Origin of the sequence: Pseudomonas sp. B21-040 (genome assembly GCF_024748695.1) — a bacterium.
Taxonomy (GTDB): domain Bacteria; phylum Pseudomonadota; class Gammaproteobacteria; order Pseudomonadales; family Pseudomonadaceae; genus Aquipseudomonas.
In genome coordinates, this window is record NZ_CP087176.1 from 2,390,507 (window position 1) to 2,412,744 (window position 22,238).

General features: G+C 58.1%; 19 protein-coding genes and 1 pseudogene. 10 read left to right on the plus strand and 10 right to left on the minus strand.

Features of this window, described 5'->3' with window-relative positions; translation table 11 throughout:
- The first annotated feature begins 24 nt into the window (after positions 1 to 24).
- From LOY55_RS10990 to LOY55_RS11035, 10 genes are all read left to right on the plus strand, one after another.
- Complete coding sequence (locus LOY55_RS10990) at positions 25 to 1,722, plus strand: DUF1302 domain-containing protein (protein WP_223523260.1); 1,698 nt, start codon at positions 25 to 27, stop codon at positions 1,720 to 1,722.
- Positions 1,723 to 1,734: 12 nt separating this feature from the next.
- Positions 1,735 to 3,123 (plus strand): DUF1329 domain-containing protein, encoded by a 1,389-nt coding sequence (locus tag LOY55_RS10995; RefSeq protein WP_109787068.1) that lies wholly within the window; start codon positions 1,735 to 1,737, stop codon positions 3,121 to 3,123.
- A gap of 62 nt (positions 3,124 to 3,185) precedes the next feature.
- The gene (locus LOY55_RS11000; protein WP_258667985.1) at positions 3,186 to 4,292 is read left to right on the plus strand and encodes a YCF48-related protein; all 1,107 of its coding nucleotides are present in this window, start codon (positions 3,186 to 3,188) and stop codon (positions 4,290 to 4,292) included.
- Positions 4,293 to 4,296: 4 nt separating this feature from the next.
- Positions 4,297 to 6,771 carry an RND family transporter gene (locus tag LOY55_RS11005; RefSeq protein ID WP_109787066.1) on the plus strand — a complete coding sequence of 825 codons (2,475 nt, stop codon included), beginning with the start codon at positions 4,297 to 4,299 and terminating at the stop codon, positions 6,769 to 6,771.
- Positions 6,761 to 8,011 carry an MFS transporter gene (locus tag LOY55_RS11010; RefSeq protein ID WP_223523257.1) on the plus strand — a complete coding sequence of 417 codons (1,251 nt, stop codon included), beginning with the start codon at positions 6,761 to 6,763 and terminating at the stop codon, positions 8,009 to 8,011. The genes LOY55_RS11005 and LOY55_RS11010 overlap by 11 nt, the downstream gene beginning before the upstream one ends.
- Before the next feature lie 13 nt (positions 8,012 to 8,024).
- A complete protein-coding gene (locus LOY55_RS11015; protein WP_109787064.1) occupies positions 8,025 to 8,606 on the plus strand; it encodes a cupin domain-containing protein in 582 nt (193 codons plus the stop codon).
- On the plus strand, positions 8,603 to 9,586 hold the full coding sequence (locus LOY55_RS11020) for a fumarylacetoacetate hydrolase family protein (RefSeq protein ID WP_223523255.1): 984 nt from the start codon (positions 8,603 to 8,605) through the stop codon (positions 9,584 to 9,586). The genes LOY55_RS11015 and LOY55_RS11020 overlap by 4 nt, the downstream gene beginning before the upstream one ends.
- A 10-nt stretch (positions 9,587 to 9,596) precedes the next feature.
- Positions 9,597 to 10,601, plus strand: coding sequence for an NAD-dependent epimerase/dehydratase family protein (locus LOY55_RS11025; RefSeq protein WP_223523254.1), 1,005 nt, complete (start codon positions 9,597 to 9,599; stop codon positions 10,599 to 10,601).
- Positions 10,579 to 11,373, plus strand: a complete 795-nt coding sequence (locus LOY55_RS11030; protein ID WP_109787061.1) for a cyclase family protein — start codon at positions 10,579 to 10,581, stop codon at positions 11,371 to 11,373. Before LOY55_RS11025 ends, LOY55_RS11030 begins: the two co-directional genes overlap by 23 nt.
- 62 nt (positions 11,374 to 11,435) lie before the next feature.
- Entirely contained in the window at positions 11,436 to 13,091 is a 1,656-nt protein-coding gene (locus tag LOY55_RS11035) for an arylsulfatase (RefSeq protein WP_258667986.1), read from the plus strand.
- A gap of 14 nt (positions 13,092 to 13,105) precedes the next feature.
- Here LOY55_RS11035 and LOY55_RS11040 read toward each other — a convergent pair.
- The 10 genes and pseudogenes from LOY55_RS11040 to LOY55_RS11085 form a co-directional block, all read right to left on the minus strand.
- Positions 13,106 to 13,294 (minus strand): annotated as a pseudogene (locus LOY55_RS11040) (hypothetical protein); the annotation flags it as partial.
- Complete coding sequence (locus LOY55_RS11045; RefSeq protein ID WP_109787059.1) at positions 13,291 to 13,533, minus strand: hypothetical protein; 243 nt, start codon at positions 13,531 to 13,533, stop codon at positions 13,291 to 13,293. The pseudogene LOY55_RS11040 and the gene LOY55_RS11045, both read right to left, overlap by 4 nt.
- Positions 13,534 to 13,553: 20 nt before the next feature.
- Positions 13,554 to 13,997, minus strand: a complete 444-nt coding sequence (locus LOY55_RS11050; RefSeq protein WP_309475403.1) for a sulfatase-like hydrolase/transferase — start codon at positions 13,995 to 13,997, stop codon at positions 13,554 to 13,556.
- Positions 13,998 to 14,076: 79 nt separating this feature from the next.
- Positions 14,077 to 14,553, minus strand: a complete 477-nt coding sequence (locus LOY55_RS11055; RefSeq protein ID WP_046028178.1) for a 2,4'-dihydroxyacetophenone dioxygenase family protein — start codon at positions 14,551 to 14,553, stop codon at positions 14,077 to 14,079.
- A 291-nt stretch (positions 14,554 to 14,844) separates the two neighbouring features.
- Complete coding sequence (locus tag LOY55_RS11060; protein ID WP_408980994.1) at positions 14,845 to 16,233, minus strand: DUF1254 domain-containing protein; 1,389 nt, start codon at positions 16,231 to 16,233, stop codon at positions 14,845 to 14,847.
- Positions 16,234 to 16,563: 330 nt separating this feature from the next.
- A complete protein-coding gene (locus LOY55_RS11065; protein WP_109787057.1) occupies positions 16,564 to 17,376 on the minus strand; it encodes a hypothetical protein in 813 nt (270 codons plus the stop codon).
- A 494-nt stretch (positions 17,377 to 17,870) separates the two neighbouring features.
- Positions 17,871 to 18,329: a glycine zipper 2TM domain-containing protein gene (locus LOY55_RS11070; protein ID WP_046028173.1), complete on the minus strand. Its 459-nt coding sequence runs from the start codon at positions 18,327 to 18,329 to the stop codon at positions 17,871 to 17,873.
- Positions 18,330 to 18,517: 188 nt separating this feature from the next.
- Positions 18,518 to 19,195 (minus strand): DUF3313 domain-containing protein, encoded by a 678-nt coding sequence (locus tag LOY55_RS11075; RefSeq protein ID WP_109787056.1) that lies wholly within the window; start codon positions 19,193 to 19,195, stop codon positions 18,518 to 18,520.
- A 151-nt stretch (positions 19,196 to 19,346) separates the two neighbouring features.
- Complete coding sequence (locus LOY55_RS11080) at positions 19,347 to 20,825, minus strand: DUF1254 domain-containing protein (RefSeq protein WP_080943011.1); 1,479 nt, start codon at positions 20,823 to 20,825, stop codon at positions 19,347 to 19,349.
- A gap of 95 nt (positions 20,826 to 20,920) precedes the next feature.
- The gene (locus tag LOY55_RS11085; protein ID WP_223523248.1) at positions 20,921 to 22,198 is read right to left on the minus strand and encodes an OmpP1/FadL family transporter; all 1,278 of its coding nucleotides are present in this window, start codon (positions 22,196 to 22,198) and stop codon (positions 20,921 to 20,923) included.
- Positions 22,199 to 22,238 lie beyond the last annotated feature (40 nt).

Below are 22,238 nucleotides of genomic sequence, written 5' to 3' on the forward strand. Positions count from 1 at the left end.
CTATAAAAACAAGAGGTTAACGCGATGGTCAATTCCACGACTGCGACGCTCGCGCGTCGCTCGGTCTGCACGTCTGCACCCTTTGGTTTCAGTTTGGCGGCGGCGTTGGTGCTGTGCAGCCAGGCTGCCCATGCCTTTCAAGTGGATACCGGCAATCCGGATTTCAGCCTGCGTTGGGATAACACGTTTAAGTACAGCGCCGCATGGCGCGCCCAGAATCCCAGCAGCAAACTGACTGAAGGGCAGGTGTCACTCAACCAGGATGACGGTGATCGTGCCTTTAAAAAAGGCCTGATCTCCAACCGCACGGACATCCTTTCCGAACTGGATATGTCCTTCAAAAACGTCGGCGCCCGCCTCAGTGGCGCCGCCTGGTACGACACCGAATATCAGCAAGATAACGACAACACTGATCCGGCACGCGCCAACGCCCGTTCCGTGGCCTATGACGAATTTACCGATGACACTCGCCACTTGCACGGCGGTGACGGCGAATTGCTTGATGCATTCGTGTACTGGAACGGCGAGCTGGGTGATCACGCCACGTCAGTGCGTGCCGGTCGCCACGGGTTGATCTGGGGTGAGAGCCTGTTCTTCGGTGCCAACGGCATTGCCGGTGGCATGGGGCCGGTCGACGTGGTCAAAGCGCAGTCCGTCCCTAACACCCAGTTCAAGGAAATCACCCGTCCGGTCAATCAGCTGTCGGGGACTTTTCAACTGACCGACGCCGTGTCGCTCGGCGCCTTCTACCAACTCGAATGGGAAGAGACGCGCCTGCCGGGTGCGGGCAGTTATTTCTCCACCAGCGACACCATCGGCGAAGGCAACGAACGCTTGATCGTCGGGGCACCTTTTCCAGCATTCCTCGGTGGTAATGCCAACAGCCCGGCGGCGTTCTTCCATGGCAATGACAAGGAAGCGAAAAGCTCAGGGCAGGGTGGCCTGCAGTTGAAATACAGCGCGGAGACCGTCGAATACGGCCTTTACGCTATCCAGTACAACGACAAAACCCCCAAGCTGTATCTCAAACCTTCCGCGGGGGCGCCGAACTTCAGTACCGGACAAGTCGGTGAGTATTACTGGGTGTACCCGGAAGACATCCGCGCCCTGGGCGCCAGTTTTTCCACCACTGTGGATGAATACAGTTTCGCCGGTGAAGCCTCGATGCGCTGGAACATGCCGCTGGTTTCCAACGGTCAAACCGTGTTGCCTGGCGTTGACGCTGATAACGATAACAACCCGCTTTATGCCGTCGGCCGTACCGCCCACATCAACCTCAACGTGCTGGCTTCGTTCGGGCCGAACTTCATTGCTAATGAGTCGGGACTCGTCGGTGAGGTGGCCTGGAACCGTCTGCTCAGCGTCACTAAAAACCGTGCAGCGCTTGACCCCAATGCCACCGATGACGGTCTCGGTTTCAAGGTGGTTTACACCCCGACCTACCGCCAGTTTTTCTCGGGCGTCGATATCGGCATCCCGGTCGGCCTCAGCTACTTCCCCCTGGGCAAATCCGCGGTGGTCAGCTCGTTCGGTCCGGACAACGGTGGCGATATGAACATCGGCATTACCGCCACCTACCTGGACCGCGTGACCGCGGGCCTGACTTACACACACTACTACGGCCCCGAGGACACCAACCTCAATGGCGCCAACCAGTTCAATTTCAAGCAATCGCTGAAAGACCGGGACTACTTGTCTTTCTCCGTCAAGACCACGTTTTAAGAGGACTTGCGCATGACCCACAACAAAAAGACCGGAGCGTTCAAGCTCAAAGCCCTTTGCTTCGCGCTGCTGGGCAGCCTGGCCATTTGCAGTCAGATGAGCGTGGCAGCGACGGCTGAAGACGCGGCGAAACTCTCGAAAAGCCTGACGCCTTTCGGTGCTGAACGTGCCGGCAACGCTGACGGTTCCATTCCCGCCTGGGACGGTGGTTACACCAAGGTCGATCCCTCCTACAAGGAAGGCGGAAAACGCTCGGATCCGTTTGTCGCGGACAAACCGTTGTTCAGCATCACCTCGAAAAATCTCGCGCAATACGCCGGCAAGCTCAGCGATGGCACCAAGGAAATGTTCAAGCGTTTCCCGGACACCTACCGCATTGATGTTTACCCGACCCGGCGCACGGCCGCCGCACCGCAGTGGGTGTATGACAACACCCTGAAAAACGCTACCCGCGCCAAACTGGTCGACAGCAGCGCCGGTCCCGTACCGCAAGGCGCGTTTGGCGGCATCCCGTTCCCGGTGCCAAGCAATGGCGCCGAAGCCATGTGGAACCACGTACTGAACTGGCGCGGCACCTCGGTGGCGATGCACTTTCGTCACTACCTGATGACCGCCGATGGCAAACAGGTGATGACCACCGATGGCAAGGCCATTCAGGAAATGCCGTATTACTACCAGGAAGGGTCGCCGGAGACGTTTGCCGGTGATTACTGGCTGTTCCGTCTGCTCAACGTCGGGCCACCGTTGCGCGCCGGCGAGCAGATCATGGGCCGCACCAACATCAATGGCGACCTGTCCCAGGCGCACGTTTACCTGACCGGTCAACGCCGGGTACGCAAGCTGCCGAATGCCTGCTGCGATACCCCGACACCCGCCACTGCCGGCGTGATGTCGTTCGACGAGTTGAGCGTATTCCAGGGCCGCATGGACCGCTTCGACTGGAAACTGGTGGGCAAGCAGGAGATGTACATCCCCTACAACACCAACAAGGTGCAAACCGCCAGCAAACCTGAGGACCTGTTCCTCGCACACCACATGAACCCCGATTACGTGCGTTGGGAACTGCACCGGGTCTGGGTCGTGGAGGCGGACTTGGCGCCGGGCAAACGTCACCAGTTGCCGAAGGGCCGTTACTACCTCGATGAAGACACCTGGCAAGCGATGCTGGGCGACCGCTGGGACGCCAACGGCCAACTGGCCAAGACCCTGTGGTCGTTGCCGGCAGTCATGCCGGACCTGCCGGCTCAAGCGCAATTGTCCTCGGGCTTTTATGACCTGACCTCAGGTGCCTGGTTTATCCAGAACGTCTACACCGGTTTGCCAGAGCAGTACGGCTTGGTGGATCGCTACAAGGCTTCGGAGTTTTCGCCTGCAGCGATGGCGGGTGCCGGGGTTCGTTGAGTCAGACCGGATCGTGGTTTGCGGAGCGCGATCCGGTTTTTACGGGTTTTTCGAGGTCGGTAATGAACAGAATCTGTCAGGTGGTTGGTCGGCTGATGTGGTTTATGGCATTGCCTCTGGCGATGCCGTTGAGCCTGGCGCAGGCCGCAGCGGTGGGCGAAGTACTGAACACCCCGGCGATGCTGGTGCCGCAAGCAACCTCCTCGGTGCTGTTGGATCTGACCCGGGCGGGGAAGCGACTGGTAGCGGTGGGGGAGCGGGGCATCGTGCTGCTTTCCGATGACAACGGCGCAAGCTGGCGTCAGGTCGCCGTGCCGGTTTCGGTCAGCCTTACGGCGGTGCAGTTCGTCAACGCCAGCACGGGCTGGGCCGTGGGGCATGGCGGTGCAGTATTGGCCACTCGCGACGGGGGCGAACACTGGGGCGTGCAACTGGATGGCTTGCGTGCGGCGCAACTTGAGCTGGCCGCTGCCAGGGAGCAATTGCCTGCCGCCAACGACCAGGATGCAGCCGCCGCACGTGTGCAAACAGCTGAACGCTATGTCGGGGAGGGCGCTGACAAGCCGTTTCTTGCCCTGCAGTTCGTGGATGACCAACACGGCGCGATTGTCGGGGCGTACGGCTTGGCCTTTCACACCGACGATGGCGGCACCACCTGGCATTCGATCATGGGGCAAATCGACAACCCGATGGGCGCGCACTTGTCCGCTATCGCTCAACAGGGAGAACACTGGTTTTTGGCCGGCGAGCAGGGTTACCTCGCGCGCTCGGACGATGCCGGCAAGTCATTCACTCAGCTGGAAAGCCCCTACGCGGGCAGCTTTTTCACCCTGCAATTGCGCGATGACGGCACCTTGTTGGTGGCCGGCCTGAAGGGCAATGCGTTTTCCTCCCGCGACCTGGGCGAGAGCTTCCAGCCAGCGCCCGTGTCGATGCCGGTGTCGTTCAGCGATGCAATCCGCACCGATGATGGCCAGTTGTTGCTGGTCAATCAAACCGGCGCCTTGTTCCGCACCAACAGCCAGCCCGGTGCACTGCTCCAACCTTATGGCAAACCGCTCGGCAAGCCCGTTTCCAGTGTTGTTCAGGCCGCCGATGGCAGCCTGGTGCTGGCGGGTTTCACTGGGTTGACGCGCCTTTCGCCGTCAATCGTTACCGCTTCGGAGTGAGGTTATGAAGTCTTTCGACAACGCCACGCAAAGCCTGGCGAATTTCGATCCACGCTCCGGTTCGGTGGTGGAACGCACGCTGTTCAATCACCGCCTGTGGGTGCTGCTGGTGTGTGTGCTGACAACCCTGGTATTGGGTTACCAAGCCACCCGCATTGAACTCAATGCCAGCTTCGAAAAGATGATCCCCACACAACAGCCGTACATTGCCAACTACCTTGAGCACCAGAAACAGCTCACCGGTCTAGGCAATGCCCTGCGCATTGTGGTGGCCAACCGGCAAGGCAGCATCTACGACGCCGAGTACCTGAAAACCCTGCAGGCCATGAGCGACCAACTCTACCTGCTGCCGGGTGTCGACCGGGCTTACATGAAGTCGTTATGGACACCTGCCACCCGTTGGGTCGCGGTGACCGAAGACGGCCTTGATGGCGGTCCGGTGATACCGGATGACTACAGCGGCACCGCAGCCAACCTCGATGCGTTGCGCCGCAATGTGCAACGCTCAAATGAACTCGGTCAGCTGGTGGCGTTCGACCAGACCTCCAGCATTATTTACGTGCCGTTATTGGCAACCACCTCTGACGGCAAGGTACTTGATTACGCGGTCCTGTCCGAACAGCTGGAGACGCTGCGCAGCACCCATCAAAGCGCAAAAATCGACATTCACATCACCGGCTTCGCGAAAAAAGTCGGCGACCTGATTGCCGGTCTGAAACAGATTCTGCTGTTCTTTGCCGTCGCGATCCTGATCACCACCGCCGTGCTGTTTTGGTACACCCGTTGCCTGCGCAGCACCGTGCTGGTGGTGTTGTGCTCGCTGGTCGCGGTGGTCTGGCAACTCGGTTTGCTGCCCTTGCTGGACTACCAACTGGACCCGTATTCCGTGCTGGTACCGTTTCTGGTGTTTGCGATTGGCATGAGCCACGGGGCGCAGAAGATGAACGGCATCATGCAAGACATCGGTCGTGGCATGCACCGGGTGGTGGCTGCGCGCTTCACCTTTCGGCGTTTGTTCCTCGCCGGGCTGACGGCGTTGCTGTGTGATGCCGTAGGTTTTGCAGTGCTGATGCTGATCAAGATCCAGGTCATTCAAGACCTCGCGGTGATCGCCAGCATTGGCGTCGCGGTGCTGATCTTCACCAACCTGATTCTGCTGCCGGTGTTGCTCTCGTATGTCGGCGTTTCTCCCCGTGCGGCACAACTGAGCCTCAAGAGCGAACAGGCCGAACAATCGGGTCAGGCGCGCCATGGGTTCTGGCGCTTTCTTGATCTGTTCACCCATCGTCGTTGGGCCAGCTTGTGCATCGCCATCAGCCTTGCGTTGGCGGTTGTCGGCTTTCTAGTGGGCCTGCAATTGAAAATCGGCGACCTCGACGTCGGTGCGCCGGAGCTGCGTGCGGACTCGCGCTACAACCAGGACGATGCCTTTCTGACCCGTCACTACGGTGCCAGTAGCGACCTGTTTGCGGTGATGGTGAAAACGCCAGCCAGCAGTTGTGCGCGCTACGACATCCTCGCCAAGGTCGATGCCCTGGACTGGCAGTTGCGCGCTTTGCCGGGTGTGGATTCGACCAACTCACTGGCGTTGCTGAACCGTCGCATGCTGGTCGGCCTCAGTGAAGGCAACCCGAAGTGGTACGAGCTACAGAACAACCAGGCGATGCTCAACATGATCACCGCCAGTGCGCCGCGTGGTTTGTACAACGAAGACTGCAGTCTGTTGACCCTGTACGCCTACCTCACCGACCACAAGGCCGAGACGCTGACCCGCTTGGTCGACCACGTGGAAAAATTTGCCGCCGAGAACAATACCGACGAGGTGCAGTTCCTTCTGGCCGCCGGTAACGCCGGTATCGAAGCGGCGACCAATATCGTGGTCAAACAAGCCAACCGCGAGATGCTCGTCTGGGTCTACGGCGCGGTGATTGTGCTGTGCCTGATCACCTTCCGTTCCTGGCGCGCGACGCTCTGCGCGGTCATTCCTCTGATGCTGACGTCCATTCTCTGCGAAGCGTTGATGGTCTGGCTGAACATGGGGGTGAAAGTCGCCACGCTGCCCGTCATCGCCTTGGGTGTCGGTATCGGTGTCGACTATGCGTTGTACGTGATGAGCATTCTACTGGGGCATTTGCGCCAGGGGGCGAGCCTGTCCGAAGCGTATTATCGCGCCCTGGTGTCCACCGGCAAAGTGGTGATGCTGACAGGTATTACCCTGGCCATTGGCGTGGCGACCTGGACGTTTTCACCCATCAAGTTCCAGGCCGATATGGGTGTGCTGCTGGCCTTCATGTTCATCTGGAACATGGTCGGTGCCTTGGTGTTGCTGCCGGCATTGGCGTACTTCCTGTTACCTGCACGCGGCGCTCCGGCCGAAGCGGTTGTACCGGGGAGTGCGACCAACGTGGCGGGTTCTGACACGCCAGTTGTTGCGAACGTACACCACCTGCGCATCAAGGATCACTGCCATGGTCGCTAATCCTTTCGTAGAAACCCCCACCCGACAAGCCGGGTTGCCGCAATCGCTGTTGCTGTTGCTGGGAAGCTGTTTGCCTGTGCTTGGCGCCGTATTGCTCGCCCCGGTGTTGCCACGGATGCAGGCGCATTTTGCCGATGTGGCCGGCACCGCCGTGCTGGTCCCCATCGTGCTGACCCTGCCGGCATTGGTGATTGCGGTGCTGGCGCCGTTCGCCGGGCTGATCGCCGACAGGCTGGGGCGCAAACCATTGCTGCTGGCCAGTATGTTGCTGTACGTCCTCTGCGGCGTGCTGCCGCTTTGGCTCGACTCCCTGCAGGGGATCGTGCTCAGCCGTGCGGGTATCGGTTTGGCCGAGGCGGGCATCATGACCTGCTGCACCACGCTGATGGGCGACTATTACAGCGGCGCCAAACGTGAACGTTTGTTCGCCTTGCAGATGGTCGCCACCTCATTGTCCGCTGCGGTTTTTATCGCGCTGGGTGGCTTCCTTGGGCAAAACGACTGGCGTACGCCGTTTGCGTTGTACGCAGTGGGTTTGATTTTCCTGCCGCTGATGGCCTGGCAGTTGTGGGAGCCGCAGGCACGCCCACATCCGGAGCAAGCAACACAGGCGGTGCCGACAGGCAAATTTCCATGGCGCGCGCTCACACCCATGTACGTGCTCGCGCTGTTGGCAGGTTTAAGCCTGTTTATCGTGCCGGTGCAGGTCGGTTATCTCCTCAACCTGCTGCAGGTGGATGCCCCGCAACAAATCGGTATGACCATGGGCGCCAATCAACTGGGCGTGCTCGTCGGTGCACTGAGTTTTCGTTTGTTCAGTGGGATGCGCGGGCAGCACATGCTGCTGATCGCCTATGTACTGGCGGGCATCGGCGGATTGTTGATGTCTGACGCCTTAAGCCATGTGCAAGTCGTGGTCGCTGTGACGATCAACGGCCTGGGCATTGGCTTGATGTTGCCGACGCTGATCACCTGGATCATGGCGCAAGTCAATTTCCATCAACGCGGGCGGGCGGCGGGGTGTTTTACCGCCGCCATCTTCGCCGGCGAATTTATCAGCCCCCTGGTGGTTCTGGGCATGACCCAAGGTACCGCCACGGCGCTGCCGCGTGCCTTGGCCATTGTGGGTGGGGTGCAACTGTTAGTGGCGGTGTTGTGTCTGGCCGTGCCCCGACTCGGCGGTCTGTTGGGCGACGCGAACATTGTTGTCGGTGGCACTACCATCGGCGACGGAAATTGAACGAGGATTCTCCATGCAAGCGCTTCCTGAATTCAAACGAGTAGTCACCGGTCACGATCAACAGGGTCAGGCCATCGTCGCCAGCAATGGGCCGACGCCGAACGTGTTTCCGCTGCTGGCCGTGCCGGGCACGGTGTTTCATGAACTGTGGAACAGCAGCACCAGCCCGGCGTTACTCGACAATGCCCGTGATCCCAGCAGCAAACCATTGCAACTCAGCCCCGGACCACAGGGCAGCGTCATTCGTGTGGTGGACATTCCGCCGGACAGTGCTCAGAACCAGGTCAGCGATGAAAACGCCGCAGCAGTATTCGCCGAAATTGGCCAATCCCACGCGGGTACCGGGCTTGGCAGTACTAGGCACAAGTTGATGCACCGCACTGAAACCCTCGACTACGGCATCGTCACCGAGGGTGAAGTGTGGCTGGTGCTGGATGAGGAAGAGGTGCACCTCAAACGCGGCGATGTGGTGGTGCAACGCGGTACCAACCACGCCTGGAGCAACCGCACCGAAGCGATGGCGCGCATGGTGTTCATCCTCCTCGACGGGCGCTTCGCTGACGAGTTGAACCGTGAACAAGGAGCCTCCGCATGAAACTTGCCACTCTGAAAGATGGTAGCCGTGATGGCAGACTCGTGGTGGTTTCGCGGGATTTGGCGTGGGCAGTGGATGCCGGTTCAGTGGCGCCCACCTTGCAACAGGCGATTGAGAACTGGTGCGGCGTGGAACCGCGTTTGCAGGCCTTTGCCAGCAAACTGAATGCGGGCGAAGCGGTGGATGCCTTTGCCTTTGACCCCGCTCAGGCCATGGCGCCATTGCCGCGTGCTTATCAGTGGTGCGACGGCTCGGCATTCCTCAGCCATGGTGCGCTGATGCAGAAAGCGTTCAACCTTGACCCCATTGATGGCGTCGAACACACGCCGCTGATGTACCAGGGGGCCGGCGACGACTTCATTGGCGCCCGCGACGATATCGCGCTGCCAAGCGAAAGCCAGGGCATCGACTTTGAAGGCGAGTTTGTGGTGCTGGTGGATGACGTGCCCATGGGGTGCGCCGCCGAACAGGCGCTGCAACACATCAAGTTGATTTTGCAAATCAATGACGTCAGTTTGCGCGCCCTGGCCCCACGGGAAATGCACACAGGGTTTGGATTTTTGCAGGCCAAACCCTCATCCAGCTTTGCCCCGCTGGCGATCACGCCGGACGAACTGGGTGATGCCTGGCGTGACGGACGTGTGCATTTGCCACTGCAGGTGCACTGGAATGGTCAATGGTTTGGTCATCCTCACGGCGGGCAGATGAACTTCAGTTTTGGCCAGTTGATCGCCCATGCTGCTCTGACCCGCAGGTTGGGCGCGGGCACGCTGATTGGCTCCGGCACGGTCTCCAATGCCGAACGCAGTGTGGGTTCAGCCTGCATCGCCGAGCGTCGAGCGATTGAAATGATCGAGCAGGGTGTCGCGCAAACCGGCTTCATGCGTTTTGGTGACCGCGTGCACATGGATGTTCAGGGTAGCGACGGCCAGTCGTTGTTCGGTGCTATCGATCAACGTGTTGTTCAGGCTCAGGACTGAGGAGCGGCACATGCGAGTATTGATTACCGGTGCCAATGGTTTTGTGGGGCGTGAATTGGTGCGTTGCCTGCTGGCGCGGGGCAGCTTGCGCAGTCGGGTCATCGACTCATTGTTGGTGCTCGATACCGACCTGCAAGGCTTGCCGGAGGACCCGCGTTTGCGCCGTCATTACGGCAGCATTACCGATGTGGCCTTGATGCGCCGGGTGTTGGCCGACGGCATTGATGTGGTGTTCCATCTGGTCAGTATCCCTGGTGGCGCCGCCGAAGAGAAATTCGAACTGGGTTACCAGGTCAACCTGTTGGCCAGCCTGGAATTGCTCAACCAATTGCGCAATAAAGCGTTGCCGCCGGTGCTGGTGTACGCCAGCAGTGTGGCGGTGTACGGCGGCCATTTGCCGGCGAAAATGACCGAGCTGGCCGAGCTGCGTCCGCAATTGTCTTATGGCACGCACAAAGCCATGGTCGAAAGCGCCATTATCGACCTGGGCCGGCGTGGGGAAGTGGACGGCCGCGTGCTACGCCTGCCGGGCATCGTTGCCCGCCCGCGTGAACCCAATGGCTTGCGCTCGGCATTCATGAGCGATTTGTTGCGGGCATTTGCCGAAGGTGAATTCTATTGCTGCCCGGTATCTCCAGAGGCGACGGCATGGTGGATGTCAGCCCGTTGTTGCGTGAACAACCTGATCCACGCTGCAGAACTGGATAGCGGCTTGCATGGGGCGCAACGGGTGTGGCAGTTACCGGTATTGCATTTGTCGATTGCCCAGGTGGTGGACGCATTGGCGGCGAGTTATGGGCAGGAACGTCGCAGCCTGATCAGCTATGTCGCCGACATCCAGCTGGAAGCGCTGTTCGGGCGCATGCCGCCACTGAAAACTCCGCAAGCGCGTGCCGCCGGTTTCAGCCATGACGGCAACGCTGCCACGCTGATCCGCAACGCCCTGAATCCCGCCACCCCACGCCACTTGTCGCTCACTGGAGACACGATTCATGTCGCAGCCAATCAAGCCTAAACGTCGTCTTGTGGACCTCTCGGTCACCCTCGACAACAACCCCTACACGGACCCACCACCGTTGTTGCCGAAAATTGACTACATGGATCACCAGCAAGGTTGGCCGGAGATGGCGGCAATGTTCCCGGGGTTGCAACTCGATCAGATGCCAGGCAATGAATCCTGGGCAGCCGAACGGCTGCACATCACCACCCACAGTGGAACGCACATGGATGCGCCCTGGCATTACGCCTCGACCACTGATGGCGGTCAGCCTGCGTTTGGCATCGACGAGTTGCCGCTGGATTGGTGCCTGCAACCGGGGGTGAAGCTGGACTTTCGGCACATGGCGGACGGGCATGTGGTGACCGCCGATGAGATCGAAGCCGAGCTGGCCCGAATTGGCCATGAATTGCAGCCGCTGGACATTGTGCTGATCAACACCCGTGCCGGCGCAATATTTGGTCAACCGGGTTACCTCGATGCGGGTGTCGGAATTGGCCGTGAAGCCACCTTGTATTTACTGGAGCGCGGTGTGCGTGTTGTGGGCACCGATGCCTGGAGTTGGGACGCACCGTTCAAGTACACCCGCGAGCGTTTTGCCGCTGACGGAGATGCTTCCATTATTTGGGAGGGGCACAAAGCCGGTCGCGATATCGGTTATGGGCAAATGGAAAAGCTCGCCAACCTTGAAACCTTGCCTGCCAGCGGGTTCGTGGTGTCGTGTTTCCCCTACAAGATCAAGCACGCGTCGGCGGGGTTTGTTCGGGCGGTGGCGATATTCGAAGAATAAGCACCGCGCCGGGCACCTATCAAAATCCATGGTCTTCGATTAATCACAATAAGAGAGACAACATGCCTCTATTGCGCATGCCCCTGACGTTATTGTTGGGTGCACTGACACTCAGTAGCAGCCTGGCCATGGCCGCCAAGGCTGATGCGAAGCAACCGAATATCTTGCTGATTGTGGCCGACGACCTGGGTTATTCCGACCTGGGTAGTTTTGGCGGTGAAATCAACACACCTACGCTGGATGAGCTCGCCCATCAAGGCTTGCAGTTCACCAGCATGTACGCTGCACCCACTTGCTCGATAACACGTTCCATGCTGATGTCAGGCACCGACAATCACCTCGCCGGACTCGGCACCATGGCTGAAGCCTTGCAGCCGTTCCAGCGGGGTAAGCCGGGGTATGAAGGGTACCTGAATCAACGTTCTTACTCGATTGCCGAGTTGTTGAAAGAGGGAGGTTACAACACCCTTATGGTCGGTAAATGGCACCTGGGGCTGGAAGCGGATCAGGGGCCGGATCAACGCGGGTTTGAGCAGTCTTTTACCCTGTTGGAGGGCGGGGCTGCGCACTTCAAACCTTCGAGCGTTGACCCGGCAAAAATCGAACAGGTGCACTACCGCGAAAACGGTAAAGCGGTGGAGTTGCCGGAGAATTTCTACTCCACGGACTTTTATACCGACAAGCTGATCAGCTACCTGCAGAACAGCCAAAAAGACGGCAAGCCGTTTTTTGCCTACGCCGCTTACACCTCTCCGCACTGGCCCTTGCAGGCACCCAAGGAATACCTGGATAAGTACAAAGGGCGGTTTGATCAGGGATATGACAGCGTTCGTTTGGCGCGTATCGAACGGATGAAAAGTCTTGGCCTTATGGCGAGCGACGCCCAGCCGGCGAATCCGCTCCCGGTGAATCCAAAACTGCCGGGCTGGCAACAGCTGACCCCGGAACAGCAACGTAATGAAGCGCGGAAGATGGAAATCTACGCGGCCATGATCGATAACCTCGACCATAACGTTGGCCGAGTGGTGGAATACCTGCGCCAGAGCGGCCAATACGACAATACGTTGATCGTATTTATGTCGGACAACGGCGCGGCAGGAGAAAGCCACACCCAGTTCTATCCGCCAGGCCCGCACACGGATAACAGTTACACCAACCTCGGTCAGGCAGGGTCCCAAATCGATTACGGACTGCGTTGGGCAGAGGTCAGCGCCGCGCCGTTCCATTTGTTCAAAGGCACCACGGCCGAAGGTGGCATCAGCGTACCGGCGATCATCCAACTGCCCAAGGCGTTGCGACGTCAGGGTGTAGAGCGTGATATAGCGCGGGTTGATGACTTGGCGCCAACCTTCCTCGATCTGGCGGGAATCGCTGTGCCGAGCGAGGTGCCAACAGACGAGAGCAAACACCCCATTACAGGTAAATCAATGCGGCCAATGCTCGCCGGAGAAGGTAGCCCGCACAGTCATGACAGTCTGGCCGGTGAACTGTTCGGCAATGCTTATTACCGAGAGGGAAACCTGAAACTGTTGGGCATCCGCCCGCAAACAGGGTTTGGCTGCGACGCGCAGCCACCGCAATGGCAATTATTCGATGTGGCGCAGGACCGCGGCGAAACCACAGACCTGGCTGCCGCTCGACCAGAGACGGTACAGCGGCTCAAGGCAGCATGGTTGAAATATGCCGAGGAGGTAGGTGTGGTGTTTGCAACGCATTAACCTGATTGCATGCGCCGCGAGGCGAAGTCGAACAGAGCGTTGGCAATCGCAAGACTTCGGATCTGCCGGCGGCTTTTCCAGTTCGCCATGATCTGGGCGCCGCAGGGGTCTATGTTCACGACCGCGACGTGGTTGGTTCGGAGCAGTGCCCGGCAGCTTCGTTCGGCCCGGGCGAAGCCGTTGTTTGCTTTGCGCTTGCTCATGACTCCTCCGAGAGCTTCCGCAGCGCCTTGCGCTCAGCCGCGGTGATGGCGGGCCGCCGACGCTTGAGGATGGTGTCGGGATCGATCTTCGCCGAGCGCTCCGCCGGTGGTGGATTGATCTGAGCTGGCTCTGCTCTGGAGAAGCGTCCGCCCGTGGCCAGGTGCTGTTCGACTTGGCTGGAAAGCTCCAGCGCTTTCTCGCGCCGGAACTCGATGTCATATTTCAGATTGCTGATCATGCTGGCCACCTCATTAGTTATCAGGCGCTTATCTTGCCGGTGTAGCCATCCCAGTCAGTGGCCAGTTCTGCGATGACGCCGTTGCCAACTCGGTGATGGTTGCGTCCGGTAAGCAAAGCGGCGCGAGTTGCGGAGCTGATGGCAGCGGTATGAAAAGCGTTGTAGCGCACACCGCTGTCGGCGACTCGACTCAGGGTCGGCGTATGGACTGCGCCGCCGACGGTGTCGGACTGCGCGAAGCCGGCGTCATCAAGCATGATCACCAGAATATTGGGGGCCTCGGCAGGAAGGTGAGATTGATACTGACGTTTCTGGTGCTTCGATTCTTGCAGCGTCGGTTTGGCGTCACTGGCCGAAGGCGTCGGCGGGAAGGGCAGCGAGTCTTGTGCGGATGCGACCGAGCTGGCCAACAGTGCGCAGAGTTTCAGGGTGAAACGCCCGGCGGGTTGCAGCTTCTGGGACATGGGTGTCTCCGTTTTTTATTCATTACAACGGCGCAGCCGCCCGCTCGAACACCGGACGGCTGAGAGATTGGAGGGCTGGTCAGACCGCAAAGCTGGTGATGTCTTTGGGCTCGATATCATTGGCTTTGCAGAACGCCAGGTAACGATCCACGCTGGATTTCCAGTTCTCGATGGCAACGACGTTGTTGTTATCGTCGTAATACAGCAGGTCGCCCTGGGTGATGTTCAAGGTGATCAGCTCATCGCCGTATTCAGTCAGCGCGATAGGCGTATGGCTGGAACCTGCGGTTTCGAACACCACGCCGCCCTGTGTCGAGATCCAGTCGTGCTCCAGGTATTTCCAGCCACCCTTGATGGTGTAAACGATGACCGTGCCGGAGTGATAGTGCTTGGGCAGAGCAGACCCGGCCGGGGCCTTGAGCAGGGTGATGGTTTCCCCGCGAACCGGGTCGCATTTGATGTATTTGATGAAGACTTCATCGCTGTAAGGTGCGAACGGAACCCACGGTAGGTCCTCGTCGTTGATGGAGGAGGTGTCGATGTTTTCATAAAACATGCTTGTTGTTCTCTGTTGGACGGTGGAAGGATTTACACGGTGCGTTGAGAGCATCGTGAACAGGCTGTGCTCACACCGCCCCCCTCTTGAGGAGGGGTATCCACCCAATTGCGTTGAATCGCGGCATACGGAGTGCCGTGCAAATAACGTCCAAACATCAATGTATACGGTTTGCGGCCACCTCTGGTCTTTGGGTAATGACAGCGGACGGTCAAGGCCTCTGCGAAACCCTGACGCCCCGGTTCAGCAGCGGCGCGCCAGCGCGGTCCGCTGCAACCGGTCGTTAGGTGCTCAATTGATTTTAACGATCTGGGGCGGACTCCACGTTCCTTTGCCAGGAGGCAGGACGGAAGGGTTTTCCGTCTTCGGCCAATACAGGCGCATCACCATGTAGATCAGATCATTCGGTGCGGGCAGCCAGTTGCTTTCCTTGTCCGCGCCGGGTGAGTCCTTCTGGACGTAGAGCGTCAACGAGCCGTCTGCATTCTTCTTCATGTCGGGTAGCATCGGCGAGTTGATGAGGTAGCGATTGATCGGATTCTTGATCAGCAGTTGCGACTTGCCGTCGTACATCGTCACCGACCAGAAGGCATTGACCGGCGGGAGCTGTTCAGCGGGAAAGGTGATGGTGTAGTTGTGTTTGCTGCCGTCAAGCGGCGTACCATCGGACAGGATCTTGGCCATCGGATAGGTGGCCTCTTCGGCGTCGTTGGCGTAGATGCCCGCTTGTGCGATGGCGGCACGCTTTAGCCAATCACCCTTGTAGAACGCGGCATCACCGCCGGAACTCACGATGTTCCAGCCATTGACCTGCGTGCCGAGATGATTGACTGCATTCTGGACCTTCGTATGCCCAGCCTGCATGCCTTCAACCACGGCGGCCTTTTGCTCGGCGGAGAGATCCTGGAAGTTGAAGTCTTTGCCGGCGCCAATGCCCATACGGGCCAGCTTCGCGCGGATCGCAACTTCATCCGGTGTGGCCGGGGCAAACTGCAAGGCAAAGCCCAGGTACTTGAAGAAGTCGGTCTTCGCCATGGCCTTGTCGAACTTCGGAAAGTTGATCGCCGGCGCCGCAGGCGGCGCGGGCTGCTTGAGATAAGCCGATAACGGCTGAGCCGCATAACCGGACTGGATCTTTTCGACGTTTGGCATGTCCGCCGGATTGAAGAGCTGGGTGCGAAAGATCACGAAGAGGAGTTGTGTACTGGAACGAAACACCTTCTTGATTCCTGGCGGGGTCACGCCCTTCCAGTCTGGGCCGACCAGCATGTAATCGCCGGCTTCGCTGCCGGTGGTACGGCTGCCGATGTAACCGAAGTTGTTGGTGTTGTTATCGATTAGCTGCACCGAGTAGTACCGCGGTTTCTCCACCGTCGGTACCGAGAGTACGATCGGTTCGCTACGCAGGTCCATGAACATCAAGGAATACGGCGTGTCGCTGTTCGGCGAGACGATGGCCGTGTCCTTGTAGCTAAAGACATTGTGCATGCTGTGGATGTGGTTGAACGGCGCCTTGTACTGGCCGGAGTTCTTGTCCACGGCATAGTCGTACATGGTCGCGTAATTCATCACGATGGGCAGACCGTAGATGTAGCCTTCCTCGGCGATGGCTTTCGTTTCGGCGGGAGTGATGTCCGCTGCTTGGGCGAGCGTAAATCCAAAGGATGCGAGCAATACCATCGCGCAGCCAAATGTTCTCGGTAGTGTGGTTATCATGAACCTGAAACTCCATTTTTTTTCATTAGATGATTGAGTCGGCCAGCTAACTACTAATCAGGCGATATTCAATGTCGCGTTTGCTCACGACTTGATATCTCATAACGCTCCTTGTCTTGCTATAAGTCTTTGTTTTACATGATGTGGGTGGGCGCGAGCGCAACACTGATCGAGGAGAAACACGACGGATAGCAAGCTCAGACTGCTCGGTCAGTATAAGCAGCAAATCAAACAACGCTGCTGACATGACAGCAACGTGTCCTCTGATGCTAAAAATAAATCTTACGGATAGTTTTACTTAGGAAAGAGTAGCGTGTACGCCACCCGAAAGCCCCAGCCGTGCGCACCATCTTCAGGACTGTCCGCCCAGTATCGCGGCCCTACCTGAAGGCTCATGGGCTGCTTGCCGACTTTGAACAATTGCGTCACGAACAGGTTGATCGGCACATTCCACTCCCTGGCTTCCCAGTCGTAAGTGGATTCTGTATTAATGCCAAAACTGGTGTACGACGCTGTGGTATAGACCAGAAAGGGTTGCAGATATGTCTGATTGACCTTCTCCTTGTCATTGGCCGGGTTGTTGTCCAGCGACCAGATGTGGTTCGCCAGAATACCGTTCGTCCAACCGTTGGCCTGCTTCAACGCCACCGCTGTCGGTCCAATCCCCCATTGTTCGCTACTCAGTAGCTCATCACTACCGGTCGGTAACAACAACGCGGGGCCTACACCCCAGATCCAGCCGTCCTCGGTCGGCTTTTTGGGAGAGAAAAAGAAGCTTTGCGAGGTGTCGCCCACTCCGCTTTTATCGGCGATACCCCTCGGTGCCAGCCCATGCTGATCAATGATCGGGAGGATCGTGCGAGAGATCAGATTCCAATCGTCATTAAGTGTGAAGGGTAAAACCGGCTGGATATTGGTGACACTCTGGATTCCATCGCCGGAGGGCCCCATTTTCTGATTCCAGTTGTATTGGATGGGCAAGCTGTACAGCGCCGCGACTGGATTTAATGACTGTTTAGCCAGCTCCGCCTGATCGTCGGCCTGACTGGAAACGGAAATACCGAAAACCAAAGACGATAGCAAAAGTCGTTCAATGTACTTGTTCATGTCGAATTCCCTGGATACCGATCGCCGCGGGCCCCTCGATTATCAACGGGAGCCTGCTAACGACTAGCAGAAGTTACTTGAATACCTCAATCGCAGTGGGTCGTAATTAACTGAAGCGCAGCGAACAGCCCCCCATTCTGTTGTTGACACGTCTTGTTTCATGCTGAGGTTACTTGCGTTACAAGTTTAACTTCTCCAATCAGTCAAGTATTTGTCGGGTCCAGGTAAGAGGGGCGTAAAGTTTACCGTTGCAGTGACTACTACATGAGTAGCCTCTGCCTCTCGCTGGTCATGCCTCTAATGGTCATTTGGCCATTTTGCTTTTTTTGCCGGTGGGAGGTTTTGCAGGAGCGAGCTTGCTCGCGATGGTCGTTAACGAAATCGCGTGTTTACAGAATAAACGCAGCGCTCTTGAGTCCATCACGAGCAAGCTCGCTCCTACAAAATTTATTAAGAAGGCAGGTACGGTGTTTTACGAATCCGAACAGTCAGCCTTAACTGCCTTGCGACACAACGCGGGCATCATTGCCTGAGCCCTGGATATACACCTTCGAGCCTTTAGTCAGGGACGGATTGATCGGTTGGGTCACCGATACCAGCACGCCACTGTTGACCCGCACGATGATCTGTTGCGCCTCGACCGGTTGGTCATACTTTTTCTTCTCGGCGTAGTTACCGCCAGCAGCACCGGCGAGCGCGCCGGCAACCATGGCGACGTCACGCCCGGTGCCGCCCCCGATCAAGCTGCCAACCGCCAGGCCGCCAAGACCACCGAGTACGGCGCCGACACCACTGTCGTGGCTGGTTTGCATCTGCGTCAGCGATATCTGCTCGATCTTCCCTGAGCGAATTTCGATTTCACCGGCGCCGCCATCGGTTGACCCGACGGCGGAGCAGGCACTTATCAGCACCGTCATCAATGTGACTGACAGCCAGGACAGGATTACTTTCATTGCGGTGCACCTCGTTATTGGTATTTGATTGCAATGCCTTTCAGCTGCGTCCTTGAATCGTTTCTATGTCCCGGCTTCACAGAGGACCTGTGACATAGGCCGCGACGGAAGCGATGAAGAGGAAGACATGTCAGCATCCTCTGCTGGACGTGTATTGAGCCAACGTCTGTTGGCAGTTCAATCAAGGCTTAACTGCGAATGAACGCCCAGAGATCGACGTTCAACTTGTCTATCGCCGCTTTGAAGTCTTGGGCGGTGATCTTCTGGCTCTCGTTTTCCAGCGTTGTACCAAACACCTTGCGTACAATCTTGGCTACCGTCTGGTTGGTTCTCGCATCGATAATCTCGGCCTCGATGAACAAAGTGCTGTCCTGATCACGGTGGCCGGTGGCGGCCTGTGTTGCTCCGACCACGGCGGCGATCGGCACCACTTCGTACCATTTCATCCCTTCGTTTTCGGCATTCACCCCGGTGATCGCCGCACGCATCAGCAGGGTGTTGGAACCCACCGGCGCGGCGCTGGTATTGGAAACCACACGGTATTTCTGACCCAGGGTGCCTTTGACCTTACCGGTCATGTAGTTCTGGATGTCGGTCAGCGTTTGCTGGTTGACCCGCTCATCGGGCTTGGGCGCGGGATAGAGCTCCAGCTTGTTGAACACCACCGTGTCATAGGCATTCGGGTTCCACGACGGACTGACCCAACGCATTGTTGTGCCGCCGCTTGCCGTTTTGACTTCCTGCAAGTTGTTGTAGTTGGACAGGTAGCCCGAGTATTGCTCGGCTTCAGTGACTTTCGATACGCAGCCGGTCAATAACAAACTGCTCAGTGCGGCACCCGTTATCCATTTGTGCGCGAAGTTCATATAACGGTACTCCTTGAGGGATGTGTTCCTGAATGTCTTTTATTCAAGGTCAGACCCTGTGGCCTCAGCCCTTTCGGAATAGGGCCCACTGGATCTCAGCCTGAGCAATCGAACGACTGCTTGCCAACTGCAAGCAGTCGCAAGCGTCGCGTTACTTCGATGCCACCACTGCCGGCGGCTGCCAGTTGCCCGCGCCAGCGGGAAGAATTGAAGGCGGCGTGGTCTTCGGCCAATAGAGGCGCATCACCAGATAGGCCGTATCGTCAGGCGCCGGCAACCAGTTGGACTCCTTGGTTTTGCCCGGCGAATGCTTCTGGATGTACAGGGTCAGTGAACCATCCGCGTTCTTCTTCATCGCCGACAACATCGGCGAATTGATCAGGTAGCGGTTGATCGGATTCTTGATCAGCAACTGGCTCTTGCCGTCGTACATGGTCACCGACCAGAAGGCATTTACGGGTGGCAGTTTTCCGGCAGGGAACGTCAGCGTGTAGTTGTGCTTGCCGGTATTCAACGTCTGGCCGTTGCCATCGGTACGCGTAATGGGGTACATCGCCTCGGCAGCGTCATTGCCGTACAGACCCGCCTTCGCAGCGCTAGCCCGCATCAGCCAGTCGCCTTTGTAGAACGCCTGGTCGCCGAAAAACGCGCCGACGCTCCAGCCGTTGATGTTTTTCATGCCGCTCGAGAGGAACTTGTCGACCTGCTCATCGCCGGCCTTCATCCCGAGCAGGACCACGGCCTTGTGCTCGAGCGAGAGGTCCTTGAATTCGAAGCTACGGCCGGGGCCTACGCCGATGCTGGCCAGCTTGGACCGGATCTCCTTGTCGTCTGCCGATGGCGGCACATACTCCAACGCGGCTGACAGGTACTCGAAGAAGTTGGCCTTGATGCCCCCCGTCGTGGCCGGCACGAAAGCAATCTTCGGCGAGGCGGGCGGCGCAGGTTGATGGAGGAAGGCGGACAGCGGCTGGATCTTGTAGCCCACCTGCACCTTCTCGACATTTGGCATGTCGGCCGGATTGAACAACTGGGTCCGGATCAGTGTCAGCGCGAAGGGGGTCGTGGAGCTGAACACTTTCTCGATGCCTGGAGGTGTCACCCCCTTCCAGTCAGGACCTGCAATCAGATAGTTCCCGGGCGCGCTGGCAGTTGCCCGACTCCCAATGTAGCCGTAGTTATAGGTGTTGCCGTCGATCATTTGAACCGCGTAGTAGCGTTTTTTGGAAACGGCCGGCACGGTGATCACGAGCGGCTCGGCGCGCAGGTCGGCCCAGAGGAAGGAGTACGGCGTGTCGCTGTTGGGTGTAATGATGGCCGTGTCAGCCGGTGTCGCGACCTGATGATCGTTGTGCAGTTGGTTGAAGGGCGCCTTGAACTGGCTGGACTTGGAATTCACTGCGAATTCGTTCATCACGGCGTAGTTCATGACCAGCGGCAAGCCGTAGATAAAGCCTTCCTCGGCGATCGCCTTGGTTTGCTCCAGGCTCGGCGCGAGAACGCCCTTGGCCACATCCGCCTTGTCGGCCTGTGTGATCGGATCGAGCTTGCTCGTGCACCCGGTGAAAAGCGTTGAACCTACGACGACCGCCGCAGCCAATGTCCAGCCACTGTGAGACTTCCTGTTCATTTTCACCTCGTTAGTTTTGTACAAACCGGTGTCGTGAGCGTTCATGCCCACGGTTAGATACTAGGCATGACACCTGAAACGATCCTGGATTTTTCTCAGTAGCGCCAAGTCATGTTGGCCGTCAGGGCTTGAATCCAGGCGTTGTCGAACTCGCCTGAGACACGATTGCCTGACAGCTTTTTTTGCTGATCGACGGACATGTCCCCCATCCACACCGTGACCCAACTGAAATTCACGTCTGTCTCTTTATTCAGTGAATAAGTAAAGCCTGTGGCGAAGCGCCAGGCGGCGCCCATGGGCACGGTGGGCGTACGATTTGCGTCGGACACGGCGGACGTGTCATAGGCAACGCCGAAGTCCCAGAGCCAGTCCCGGTTCATCTGGTATTGAGCGCCAAGCGCCAATTGATACGTGTCCTTGTAATGCGCATCGATCGAGGTAGACCGGGAACCGGTTCGGGACGTGTCTACGTCAATGCCGATGTCACCGAATTTCGACCAGTCCTGCCAATTGACCGAGGCCAGGACAGCCCATTGCGTGTCCAGTTGCTGGTACAGGCTGAGGGTCGCCGTTTGCGGTACTTTCAGGTCGATCTTGGTGTTGACGCTGTTGAGGCGGCTCACCAGCGGAGCACTGCTCTCCACATCCAGGCGATCCTCGAAGTCGAGGTCAACCTGACTGGTGTAGGCCAGGCCAATCCGGGTACCTGGTTTTGGTGCATAAATGACGCCTGCGTTGGCGCCGTAACCCCATGTGCTGTCCCGGTATTTGTATTGGCCGTCGCCCCTTTGTGTCAGTCCGAGCGGCGCCTGATCGATGGCGGCTTCGCTCTTCAGCATCCCGTACATGGCTTTCAGTCCGACGCCGACGGACCATTGATCGTTGAAGCGATAGGCGACACTGGGTACCAGTGACAGTCCCGCAATGCTCGCGTTCTGCACGAAATAACGGCCGGACCAGTCGTTGTCGTAGTTTTCAGTGAGGCCGAAATCGCCATAGGAGCCGAAACCGACGGACCACCGATCATCCAGTTGATGGCTGATGAAGAAACTGCCGCCCGGTATGGGGTCGAGCGCGTTACCGCTGCCAGCGCCCGGCGTATTGGTTTCACTGTTCCTATCGAACGATAAGTCCCCAAAAAGAACCTGAGCACCAGCGGAGATCTGTGTTCCGCTGAGGTAACTCAAGCCAGCGGGGTTGCTGGCGATGGTTGAAGGGCCTTGTGCCCGAGCCGCTGCACCGGCATTGGCCAGCCCGACGTTGTCGGTGGCGATTTCGTACAACATCAGGCCACCGGCAACACTGCGGCCACTGGTAAAGAGTGTCAGCGCACCAAGGACAGTAATCGACAACACACTTTTATTTAATGGCATGAAATCCCTCTCAGCAGATGACTCAATCGATATCTTTAGA

What these genes read in the sequence shown, in the direction of transcription:
- LOY55_RS10990 (WP_223523260.1), top strand. Translation starts at nt 25, where the DNA reads ATGGTCAATTCCACGACTGCGACGCTCGCGCGTCGCTCGGTCTGCACG.
- LOY55_RS10995 (WP_109787068.1), top strand. Translation starts at nt 1,735, where the DNA reads ATGACCCACAACAAAAAGACCGGAGCGTTCAAGCTCAAAGCCCTTTGC.
- LOY55_RS11000 (WP_258667985.1), top strand. Translation starts at nt 3,186, where the DNA reads ATGAACAGAATCTGTCAGGTGGTTGGTCGGCTGATGTGGTTTATGGCA.
- LOY55_RS11005 (WP_109787066.1), top strand. Translation starts at nt 4,297, where the DNA reads ATGAAGTCTTTCGACAACGCCACGCAAAGCCTGGCGAATTTCGATCCA.
- LOY55_RS11010 (WP_223523257.1), top strand. Translation starts at nt 6,761, where the DNA reads ATGGTCGCTAATCCTTTCGTAGAAACCCCCACCCGACAAGCCGGGTTG.
- LOY55_RS11015 (WP_109787064.1), top strand. Translation starts at nt 8,025, where the DNA reads ATGCAAGCGCTTCCTGAATTCAAACGAGTAGTCACCGGTCACGATCAA.
- LOY55_RS11020 (WP_223523255.1), top strand. Translation starts at nt 8,603, where the DNA reads ATGAAACTTGCCACTCTGAAAGATGGTAGCCGTGATGGCAGACTCGTG.
- LOY55_RS11025 (WP_223523254.1), top strand. Translation starts at nt 9,597, where the DNA reads ATGCGAGTATTGATTACCGGTGCCAATGGTTTTGTGGGGCGTGAATTG.
- LOY55_RS11030 (WP_109787061.1), top strand. Translation starts at nt 10,579, where the DNA reads ATGTCGCAGCCAATCAAGCCTAAACGTCGTCTTGTGGACCTCTCGGTC.
- LOY55_RS11035 (WP_258667986.1), top strand. Translation starts at nt 11,436, where the DNA reads ATGCCTCTATTGCGCATGCCCCTGACGTTATTGTTGGGTGCACTGACA.
- LOY55_RS11045 (WP_109787059.1), bottom strand. Translation starts at nt 13,533, where the DNA reads ATGATCAGCAATCTGAAATATGACATCGAGTTCCGGCGCGAGAAAGCG.
- LOY55_RS11050 (WP_309475403.1), bottom strand. Translation starts at nt 13,997, where the DNA reads ATGTCCCAGAAGCTGCAACCCGCCGGGCGTTTCACCCTGAAACTCTGC.
- LOY55_RS11055 (WP_046028178.1), bottom strand. Translation starts at nt 14,553, where the DNA reads ATGTTTTATGAAAACATCGACACCTCCTCCATCAACGACGAGGACCTA.
- LOY55_RS11060 (WP_408980994.1), bottom strand. Translation starts at nt 16,233, where the DNA reads ATGGTATTGCTCGCATCCTTTGGATTTACGCTCGCCCAAGCAGCGGAC.
- LOY55_RS11065 (WP_109787057.1), bottom strand. Translation starts at nt 17,376, where the DNA reads ATGAACAAGTACATTGAACGACTTTTGCTATCGTCTTTGGTTTTCGGT.
- LOY55_RS11070 (WP_046028173.1), bottom strand. Translation starts at nt 18,329, where the DNA reads ATGAAAGTAATCCTGTCCTGGCTGTCAGTCACATTGATGACGGTGCTG.
- LOY55_RS11075 (WP_109787056.1), bottom strand. Translation starts at nt 19,195, where the DNA reads ATGAACTTCGCGCACAAATGGATAACGGGTGCCGCACTGAGCAGTTTG.
- LOY55_RS11080 (WP_080943011.1), bottom strand. Translation starts at nt 20,825, where the DNA reads ATGAACAGGAAGTCTCACAGTGGCTGGACATTGGCTGCGGCGGTCGTC.
- LOY55_RS11085 (WP_223523248.1), bottom strand. Translation starts at nt 22,198, where the DNA reads ATGCCATTAAATAAAAGTGTGTTGTCGATTACTGTCCTTGGTGCGCTG.